Raw genomic sequence first — 9,550 nt, 5'->3', positions numbered from 1 at the left:
TGGCGCGTGCGGTGAGGTCCTTCAGAGCTTAACGGTTCGTTACCGCGTGCGTCGTGGCCGCGAGGCTTCGCTGGTCTTGCGATCGGCCGTACGCGCACCATGGCTGTCAGCTTTTCCGCAGGATGACGTGATAATCGCCGCGGCGGACGTCGGTCCCGCGCGGGAGCACGGCGTTGAGCACGGCGGCGCCGGCGTCGACCAGGGCTGCGAACAGCGGCTTGCGCCGGCGCATCTCGGGATAGCGCGGGCTCTCGACCTCACGGCGGTAGATCATCTCGAGGCCATTGGCGGCGGCGAAGGCTTCGAGCCTCGGCAGCGACACCAGGGGATGGAAGAAGGTCGGGAACGGCGGCTCGCCCGGCAAGCCGGCATCTTTGATGCCGCGAATGTGCCGGTAAAACCAGACGTGGAACCAGTGCGGCGAGTATTTGGTGACGACCCCGGACAATGAGCGCGGATTGGGCGCGCCGATCAGGATCATCCCGCCGCGCTTGAGCGCATCGCGGAAATTCAGGAGTGCGGCGTCGACGTTCGGAAGATGTTCGATCACGTTGTAGCAGATCACCAGATCGAATGTCTCGCGCCCGAAGCGGTAGGTCTGGACGTCGCCGAGGATCGCTTCGTCCGCGTAGCTGTTGTTGCGAACCTGGTCCTCGTCGATGTCGACGACGGTGACCTTGCTTCGACTCAGCAGTTCCGGTGGCAGGACGCTGCACGAGCCGCCTCCGGCTTCATAGGTGGCGAGCTGGCCCTGCGGCAGTTCGCGGCGCAGTACGTCGTGGACGGCGAGCAGGCTGTCGCGGGCTTCACCGGGGACGAGATCGTGCAGCGCCTGAGTGTGGGCGATGGCCGCGGGAATCTGGACCGCCGTGGCTGTCGCGAAATCGATCGTGGCTGGCTTGTTCATATTTTTTTCTGACCGCGCTTGTTCGACTTAAATTTACAGGAAAAATCTCGTGTAGCCGTAGAGCAAATCCGATGCCGCGACGCTTCACCCGTCACGGTGCTTACGATCGGGTTAATGGGCATGTGCGTTAACTACGGCATCGTCCGCGCCAGCCGCCATCGGCGCGGTGGACCGCGAATTGCAGTATCACGCGCGCAAGGTTTCGCAGCAGAAACAGCCGAAAGCAGTTAAGCGCATGGATGGCAGAAAATCGGCGGCGTGCCGCCGTCGCGAGGCTCCAACCGGCCGTTCATTTTGGGACGTGCCTGTCCCGCGGCGATGTGCCGTCGCGGGACGGCGCTGATCCCCGGGATCGAAGCAGGGCTTTTTCAATCTATCTCGGACATCTAGAACGTCATGACATTGATCCCGACAGACCTGTCCGCCACGCGTATCTCGGATGCCGTGCGCGATCCCAACCGGGAGATCGCGGCCAGCTCCCGGATTATCGACCTGTCGGTTGGTATCGTCGTCTGCATCCCCTGCTTCCGCCGCCCGCAGCATCTGCGGTTGACACTGGACTCGCTCGCCAGCCAGCGCACCCCGCGCTCCTTCGCCGTCGTCATGGTCGAGAACGATGCGGTACGGCGCGAAAGCGCGCCGGTGGCCGCGGAATATCTCGCCGATGGCAGGCTTCAGGGCATCTGCCTGGTCGAGAAACGGCAAGGCAATGTCCAGGCGATCAACGCCGCGTTCGAGACGGCGCTGGCGCTGTTCCCCGCCGCGACCCGGTTCCTGATGATCGATGACGACGAGATCGCTTCGCCCGATTGGCTCGAGCTGATGGTCCGCACCGCGGAGGCGACCGGCGCCGATGTGGTCGGCGGGCCGGTGCTGCCGATCTTCGAGGACGACAGCATGCCGTGGCTTTCGGGGCACCCCGTTTTCTGTCCCGCCTATGATTACAGCGGCGCGGTGCCCCTGATCTATGGCTGCGGCAATTGCCTGATCACGCGTGCGGCGTTCGAGAGGTTCGCCCGGCCCGCTTTCGATCCGCGCTTCAACTTCCTCGGGGGCGGCGACTGCGATTTCTTCGTGCGCTGCCGCGATGCCGGCATGACGTTCCACTGGACGGCGGAGGCTGTCATCACCGAGACGGTGCCGCAAAGCCGCACCGGTTTCGGCTGGATCGTGAAGCGAGGCCTGCGCATCGGCGCGATCAATTATCGTGTGCAGTCCAAGGCCGCGCAGGGCACGGCGGCGCGAGTGTGGGTGTTTGCGCAGGTGCTCGGGAGGTTGCCGCTGTCGTTGGTGCGCGCGGCCACTCTGCTGAACTCATCGAAGGCCGTCGTCGCGATGCATCCCGTGATGGTCGCGCTCGGCTCGTTGTTCGCCGCGTTCGGCGTGGAGCCGAAACCCTATGAGGCCTCGAAGATCGTGTCCTGACGCCGAGGCGGCGGGCTAAATACCAAAGCAGGCGAGGGCAACCCTGACCGCGGAGCGCGGCAGCGATTTGAGCGAGCGGCGCCCGACCATCCCGAGATAGGCGAAGGCTTGGCGATATCTGCCGAAGCGGACCGCTTGCATCGCCGAATATGTGACGAGATGAACTTCGGCGGCCTGGCGCAGCCCGGCTGCCATGCCCGCGGGCAGTCGCGCCATGATCAGCCCGTCGTCGAACACCCGCGCGATCGCCGGAAAGAAATCCTGTGGCGTCCGCACCGCCGCGTTCATGGTATTGGCCGTGTGCAGGCGGTAGTCAAGCAGAAGGTTCGGCGCAAATTCGAACTCGCCGATCGCGGCAAGGCGGCACCAGCAGTGCCAGTCCTCGCAATATCTGAGCGAGACGTCGAAGCCGCCGATAGCGCGGAAGGCCTCTGCACGTGCGAGCGCAATGCCGCCATTGACGATGAAGTTGCCGGCCGCCAGCCGCGCCAGCACGTCGCCGGACGGCTTGCGGCGCCCTTTCAGCAGATCCCGACGGCCGATCTGCCGCCCCTCGCTGTCGATCGTGTTGTAGTCGCCGTAGACGAGAACCGCGCGCGGCGCGCCACGCGCGGCCGCCAGCAGCGCCGCGACCGCGCCGGGCCGCAGGCGATCGTCGGCATCGAGGAAGAGTAGCCATTGGCCGTTCGCATGCTGCGCGCCGAGATTGCGCGCGGCCGATACGCCCGTCGCGCCGTTGGTCATCAGGCGCAGTCGCGGGTCACGAATGGCACGGACGATGGCGGTGGTGCCGTCGGTCGAGCCGTCGTCCACGACGATCACTTCGGTGACCTCGGCTTGCGCCAGTGCGCTGGCGAGGGTTTCACCGACATAGGCCGCAACATTCTTGGCCGGGATGACGACAGACACCGATGTGGCTGAGCCGACTTGCAGCGGGAGACGCGCCGCCGGAACGACGCGCGATGCGGCGGGCAATTCGAGAATTTCTTCCGCGGTGATCAAGATACGACTCGCCTTTAACCGTCTGTTAACCAGGGCGCATCTGCGCGTTCGCAATGCGATCGATCGCAACCCTGACCGTCGCGAATGATACTCGCATTGGGAAAAAAACGTCGCCGCGACGGCTACCGCAGCGTTGGTTTCGTCAATTAGCGTTAAGCCGCCGGCATTAAGCCTGTGGCAAATTTGGAAGAGTGCGACAGCCGGTCCCATGCGAGAATGCGCAACCTGGCTGCCGCGGATGGACCCAGTGCCCGCAAAGACATTCGACTACGATCCCGACGACATGGTCCTCAACCTGTTCTACGAGGATAAGGACGATCGCTGGTTTCCCGGCGACCGGCATCTGCGGCGCATGGCGCGTCGCATGCTGCTCGGCGAGCCGCGCATGAGCGGGCAGCTCCGCGTGTTCCTCAATCTCTGTGCGGGGCTCGATCGACTCGGCATCCGCTATCGCGTCAACGACTACAGCTACATCGCGCGGCATCCGGGCGAACTCGCCTGCATCATCGGCCGCACCTTCCTGCTCGACAAATTTGCCTGGAAAAATCCGATCCTGCTCGGCGTCGCCGCCCATAATCATCCGCTCGACGATCCTGACCTGTTCAAGCGCCTGCCGGTCAAGAAAGTCGTGGTGCCGGGCCCCTGGTACGCCGACATGTATCGGCCGCATTGGCCCGACACGGAGGCCTGGCCGATCGGCATCGACACGGATCTCTGGGCACCGTCGCCGACGTCGCAAAAGAGCGTCGACCTCCTGATCTACGACAAGGTGCACTGGGATCGCGAGCGCTACGCACCGGAGCTGATCGAACCCCTCCGCGCCCGGCTCACGAAGGAAGGCCGCTCGTTCATCGAGCTGCGTTACGGCAGCTACAAGGAGGAGGACTATCGGGCTGCGCTCGCGCAATCGCGTGCGATGATCTTCCTGTGCCAGAACGAGAGCCAGGGCATCGCCTATCAGCAGGCCTTGTCTTGCGGCGTGCCGGTGCTCGCCTGGGATCCCGGCGGCCCCTGGCGGGACCCCGATTATTATCCGCATCGCGTCCAGTTCGCGCCGGTGTCGTCGGTGCCGTACTGGGACGATCGCTGCGGCGCCAAGTTCGTCGACATCGCCGGGTTCGAGGCGGGCTGGGACGAGTTCTGGGCCGGGTGCGCCGCCGAAACCTTCGATCCGCGCGGCTTCGTGCTCGACAATCTCACGCTGGAACAGCGCGCGCTGCAATATTACGAGATCGCGCGAAGCATCGTGCGGCAGGAGGCGGTGCCGCAGAGCTCCGCTGGACTGGTTGACGGATGCTTAACAGGGATCGGCTAAGACTTTGAGCTTCCCTCCGGCTTCATCACCAGCCTCGAGCCATGGATCGCAGCGCCATTGACATGACCGACGTCGAGGCCCGATCGTTCGGCGGCGTCCTGCGCGATGGGCTTGCGGGGGTCAACGCCGTGCGAGCGGCGCGCTGCCTCGTCGCAGTCGCAGCCCTGCTCCTCGTGCTGGTGACGCTCGATCCATTTCCTGACCTGCGCAACGAGGATGTCACCACCGTCGTCGGCGGACGGATGGCGCTCACTTATGTCTCCTGGGGCCTGCTGGCCGCGATCGCGGTGCTGTTCGTCGCCGCGGCGGATGCGCCCGCGCTGAAGACGCTGGTGACGCCACTGCATCTCTGCCTGATCGGCTGGCTGTTGATCAACATCGTCTTCTCCGAGAACCGCGGAGTTTCGATGCAGCGCTTCGTGCTCGCAGCCAGCGTGATGTCGCTTGCGGTGTTGTTGCCGTTGCTGCCGCCGACGCAGCGCAGCTTTAACCTGTGCCTAGGAGGCGCCGCGCTCGTATTGCTCGCACTCTGCTATCTCGGCGTCTTCATGGCGCCGCAATACTCGATCCACACCGCACTCGACGTCACCGAGTCGCAGTTGGCCGGCGACTGGCGCGGCAGCTTCGGCCACAAGAACATCGCCTCGCCGGTGATGACCATCCTGGTCTATGTCGGCATCTATCTGTCCGCCGTCGGCTCGTTCGTGATGGGTCCGGCCATCGCCGCGCTGGCCGGAATCTTCCTGATCTTCACCGGCGGCAAGACCTCCTCAGTGCTATGCCTTGCGATCTACGCGCTCGCCTCGCTGGTCTGCGTCACACCAAGCCTGTGGCTGAAGCGGATCATCTGCTTCGTGCCGCTGATCGTGATGAACCTGTTGACGGTCGGCAGCGTCGTGAGTCCGGCGCTCGGGGCAATGACGCGGCTGCTTCCGCTCGATCCCACCTTCACCGGCCGTTCCGCCATCTGGGAGTTCGCGCTCGCAGCCGTCGCCGAGAAGCCGATCATCGGTCACGGCTATGCCGCGTTCTGGGACGATGTGACCGCGCGGCAGACCGCCCAGGGCGCCGAATGGGCGACGAGCGCGGCGCACAGCCACAACAGCTATCTCGACCTCGCGGTCACCATCGGCCTGCCGGGGCTGTTGCTGGTGATCCTCATCTTTGTGCTCGCGCCGCTCGGCAATTTCCAGTCGGCCCGAACTCACAACCGCAGCGGTGCGTTAGCAAAGCTGTTCCTGACCGTGTGGCTGTTCGGCCTGTACTACGGGGCCACCGAGACCTTCCTGCTCGAACGGCAGAATCCGATCTGGTTCATGTTCGCCGTCGCCGTGGCCGGCCTGCACTTCCTGGCCAGGTTCCAATGCGTCGCGGAAACGGAACCGGCCCCTGACGGTTTGTCGCAGCCGGGTGCGGCCGCAGTGGCTTCGGCTTAACGATAAGCAGTGAGGTAACTTGTGGCTGCAACAAAACACAATCTATCTGGAAACACCCAGTAATCGTATGTCCCGCGGATGACGATCCTCAGCGTCGAGCAACCAGATGGTCTTGTGTCCAGCACGTCGGGAATCGCGGTCGATTTTGTGCGTGACTGGCGGCAGGCCGCATTTCGCCTGAATGCAGGCCATCGCACTGCATTTCAGCATGGATACTGGCTCGGTGCCTGGTATGAGGCGTTCCACGATTTCTCGCCGCTGATTGCATTGATCTCCGATGCCACGACCGGCAGGGACATCGCAATGGTGCCGATGATCAGCCACCTCAGGCGCGGCATCCGCATCGTCGAATTCGCCGATCTCGGCGTCTCCGATAACAACGCGCCGATCCTGGCGCTCGATGCCGCGTTGGACGCGGCGGCGGCGGATGCGATCGGCGAGGCGCTGATCGACGCATTGCGCGCATTGCCGGACCGCTTCGACCTTCTGCGCCTGAGGAAGATGCCGGCCCAAATCGGGGGCAACCCGAACCCGCTGGTGTCGCTCGGCCGGATCGGATCCTGCTCGCTCAACGGCAACCTCGTGCTGACCGGCGACGACTATGAAGATTACCAGGCCTCGATCAAGCGCATGCAGATGCCGCGCTGCTGGCGCGTCTTCAGCCGTCACGCCGGGGCGCGATTCGAGATCGCCACTGATGTCGAGCGTGCGCGCGAGCTGCTGGACGTGATGGATGCCCAGCAGCAGGCGCGCATGCGAAAGCTCGGCTCGCGCTTCGTCCTCAACGACGAAACCCATGCGCAGTTCTATCGCGAGGTCGCCCGCCAGGGCGTCGCGGACGGTTACGCCGTCATTTCGGCGCTGGTGTGCGACGAGGCCGTCATCGCCACCACGCTCGGCGTCAGGTTTGGTGCGACCTATTTTCTCCTGCGCATCAGCCACGCCGGCGATTCCTGGTCGAGCTGCTCGCCGGGGCTGCTCGTGACCGAGCGCACCATGGCGGCGTTGCATGCGCAGGGCGTGCGCCGTTTCGACCTCAGCATCGGCAACCAGGGCTACAAGCGCCGCTTCGGCGCCAAGTCGGTACCGCTGACCGATGTCAGCGTCGCGCTGTCCTGGCGCGGCATGCCCTTCGCGTGGCGTGACCACGCCGCGCAAGGCCTGCGCCGTCACCCCAGGCTCGCCGCCTTTGCGGCGCAAGCGGTCGGCAAGGGGACGCGTTGACGGGCGCTCCCCTCGCATCGGCCGTGTAGCTCAGCCGTGCAACTTCCTGGCTGTCTCCGCGATCTGGCGGCCCTGATAGCGTGCGCCGGCGAGCTCGTTGGCGCTAGGCTGCCGGCTGCCGTCGCCACCGGTGATAGTGGTGGCGCCATACGGCGCACCGCCGGTGACTTCATCGAGCTTCATCTGGCCGGCAAAGCCGTAGTTCAGGCCGACCACGACCATGCCGAAATGCAAGAGGTTGGTGATGATCGAGAACAGCGTCGTCTCCTGCCCGCCATGCTGGGTCGCAGTCGACGTGAAGGCACCGCCAACCTTGCCGTGCAGCGCGCCCTTGGCCCAAAGCCCACCAGCCTGGTCCAGAAAGTTCGCCATCTGCGAGGCCATCCGGCCGAAGCGGGTGCCGGTGCCGACAATGATCGCGTCGTAGTTGGCGAGGTCGTCGATCTTGGCGACGGGGGCAGCCTGGTCGAGCTTGTAATAGGACGCCTTGGCGACCTCGGCCGGCACCAGCTCGGGCACGCGCTTGATGTCGACGGTGGCACCCGCTTCGCGCGCGCCTTCGGCAACGGCATTGGCCATCGCTTCGATGTGGCCATAGGCGGAATAGTAAAGGACGAGAACTTTGGTCATGATGGTCTCCGTTGGATGCAGATTTGATGGAGCGGTGTCGGGGTGTCATGGCCGGGACAAGCCCCGCCATGACGGTGAGAGCCGTTAGGCCGCGTCGACGAGCACGATCTCGGAATCTTCCAGTGCCGTGATCTTCAGCCTGTCCTCGTCATAGATCGCGGCGCCGTCGCGGGCGTTGACGGGCACGCCGTTGATCTCGACCGACCCCGCCGCGGGCACGAGATAAAGGTGCCGCGACTTGTGCGGCGCGTACTCCGCGCTCTCGCCCGCCCTTAATGTGGTGGCGAGCACCCGCGCATCGGCGCGGATCGGCAGCGCGTCCGTGTCGTTCTCGAAGCCGCTCGCGATGGTGACGAGCTTGCCCGAGCGGTCTCCTTTCGGAAACGGCTTCGAGCCCCAGGTCGGCTGCCCGCCGCGCGCGGTCGGCTCGATCCAGATCTGGAAGATACGTGTCTTGGTCGGCTCGAGATTATATTCGGAGTGGCGGATGCCGCTGCCGGCGCTCATCACCTGCACGTCGCCCGCTTCGGTGCGTCCCTCGTTGCCGAGGCTGTCCTGATGGGTAATCGCACCCTCGCGCACATAGGTGATGATTTCCATGTTGGCGTGGGGATGGGCAGGGAAGCCGGTGTTCGGCGCGATCTCGTCGTCGTTCCATACTCGCAAGGCGCCGTGACCCATGTTGTCAGGGTCATAATGGCTTGCGAAGGAGAAATGATGCTTGGCGTTGAGCCAGCCGTGATCGGCGCCGCCGAGGGTTGCGAAGGGTCTAAGTTCGATCATCTGCGTGATTCCTTATGTTGCGACGGTGGCGCCTAGGCGCCAAAACCGCCGTCGACATTGAGCACCGTGCCGGTGACGAAGGAGGCTTCCGGGCTTGCGAGGAAGACGATTCCGGCCGCGACTTCCTCGGGGCGGCCGAAGCGCTGCAGCGCGTGCTGCTTGCGCTGGGTCTCGGCGAACTCGCCGCCGTCCTTCGGATTCATGTCGGTGTCGATCGAGCCGGGTTGCACCACGTTCACGGTGATGCCGCGCGGGCCGAGATCGCGTGCGGCGCCCTTGGTGTAACCGACCACGGCGGCCTTGGTGGCGACGTAGTCCGCAAGGCCCGGGAACGAGGCGCGGTCGGCGAGCATCGAGCCGACGGTGACGATGCGGCCGCCTTCGCCCATCAATTGCGAAGCGGCGCGGATCGCGGCGATCACGCCATGCACGTTGATGGCGTCCTGTCGGGCGAGCGCCTCGGTGTCGGCATTGGCGTCGTCGATCGCGCCGCCGCTCGCGACGCCGGCATTGTTGACCAATATGTCGAGATGGCCAAACTCCTTCGCGACGTCGTTGACTAGCTGCGTCACGTCCTTGGCCGAGGCCTGGTCGGCCTTGAAGGCGCGGGCCTTGACGCCCCGGGCCTTCAACTCGGTGACGACCGCTTCCGCCTTTTCGGGAGAGGCGACGTAGCTGATGGCGACATCAGCACCTTGATCGGCGAGTGCGCGGGCAGAGGCCGCGCCGATACCGCGCGAGCCACCGGTGACGAGGGCAACCTTGCCTGAGAGCTTCTTGGTCATTGGATTTCTCCATTCTTGAATTTCTGATGACCCTTGGATAAGC

Annotated in this window: 9 protein-coding genes; 4 read left to right on the top strand and 5 right to left on the bottom strand. The window is 64.8% G+C overall.

Annotated elements, in window-relative coordinates:
* Positions 1-106: 106 nt before the first annotated feature.
* On the bottom strand, positions 107-907 hold the full coding sequence (locus AC0L3P_RS30695; RefSeq protein WP_063993995.1) for a class I SAM-dependent methyltransferase: 801 nt from the start codon (positions 905-907) through the stop codon (positions 107-109).
* A gap of 396 nt (positions 908-1,303) precedes the next feature.
* On the opposite strand from AC0L3P_RS30695, the gene AC0L3P_RS30690 reads away from it, so the two are divergent.
* Positions 1,304-2,332, top strand: a complete 1,029-nt coding sequence (locus tag AC0L3P_RS30690) for a glycosyltransferase family 2 protein (protein WP_275171063.1) — start codon at positions 1,304-1,306, stop codon at positions 2,330-2,332.
* Between the two features lie 15 nt (positions 2,333-2,347).
* Here AC0L3P_RS30690 and AC0L3P_RS30685 read toward each other — a convergent pair whose 3' ends face one another.
* Complete coding sequence (locus AC0L3P_RS30685; RefSeq protein WP_275171064.1) at positions 2,348-3,334, bottom strand: glycosyltransferase; 987 nt, start codon at positions 3,332-3,334, stop codon at positions 2,348-2,350.
* 247 nt (positions 3,335-3,581) lie between these two features.
* Between AC0L3P_RS30685 and AC0L3P_RS30680 the strand changes: the two genes are divergently transcribed.
* From AC0L3P_RS30680 to AC0L3P_RS30670, 3 genes are all read left to right on the top strand, one after another.
* The gene (locus tag AC0L3P_RS30680) at positions 3,582-4,649 is read left to right on the top strand and encodes a glycosyltransferase (RefSeq protein ID WP_473307731.1); all 1,068 of its coding nucleotides are present in this window, start codon (positions 3,582-3,584) and stop codon (positions 4,647-4,649) included.
* 41 nt (positions 4,650-4,690) lie between these two features.
* A complete protein-coding gene (locus tag AC0L3P_RS30675) occupies positions 4,691-6,085 on the top strand; it encodes an O-antigen ligase family protein (RefSeq protein ID WP_473307727.1) in 1,395 nt (464 codons plus the stop codon).
* A gap of 78 nt (positions 6,086-6,163) precedes the next feature.
* On the top strand, positions 6,164-7,309 hold the full coding sequence (locus AC0L3P_RS30670; RefSeq protein ID WP_473307725.1) for a GNAT family N-acetyltransferase: 1,146 nt from the start codon (positions 6,164-6,166) through the stop codon (positions 7,307-7,309).
* A gap of 30 nt (positions 7,310-7,339) precedes the next feature.
* Here the strand turns inward: AC0L3P_RS30670 and wrbA are convergent, their stop codons facing one another.
* The 3 genes from wrbA to AC0L3P_RS30655 form a co-directional block, all read right to left on the bottom strand.
* Entirely contained in the window at positions 7,340-7,939 is a 600-nt protein-coding gene (wrbA, locus tag AC0L3P_RS30665) for an NAD(P)H:quinone oxidoreductase (protein WP_473307723.1), read from the bottom strand.
* A gap of 84 nt (positions 7,940-8,023) precedes the next feature.
* On the bottom strand, positions 8,024-8,722 hold the full coding sequence (locus tag AC0L3P_RS30660) for a pirin family protein (RefSeq protein ID WP_473307720.1): 699 nt from the start codon (positions 8,720-8,722) through the stop codon (positions 8,024-8,026).
* Positions 8,723-8,754: 32 nt separating this feature from the next.
* Positions 8,755-9,507, bottom strand: coding sequence for an SDR family NAD(P)-dependent oxidoreductase (locus AC0L3P_RS30655; RefSeq protein WP_473307718.1), 753 nt, complete (start codon positions 9,505-9,507; stop codon positions 8,755-8,757).
* Between the last annotated feature and the right edge of the window lie 43 nt (positions 9,508-9,550).

The organism is Bradyrhizobium sp. WSM4874, assembly GCF_055811835.1.
This window is presented reverse-complemented; position numbering and strand designations above follow the sequence as displayed.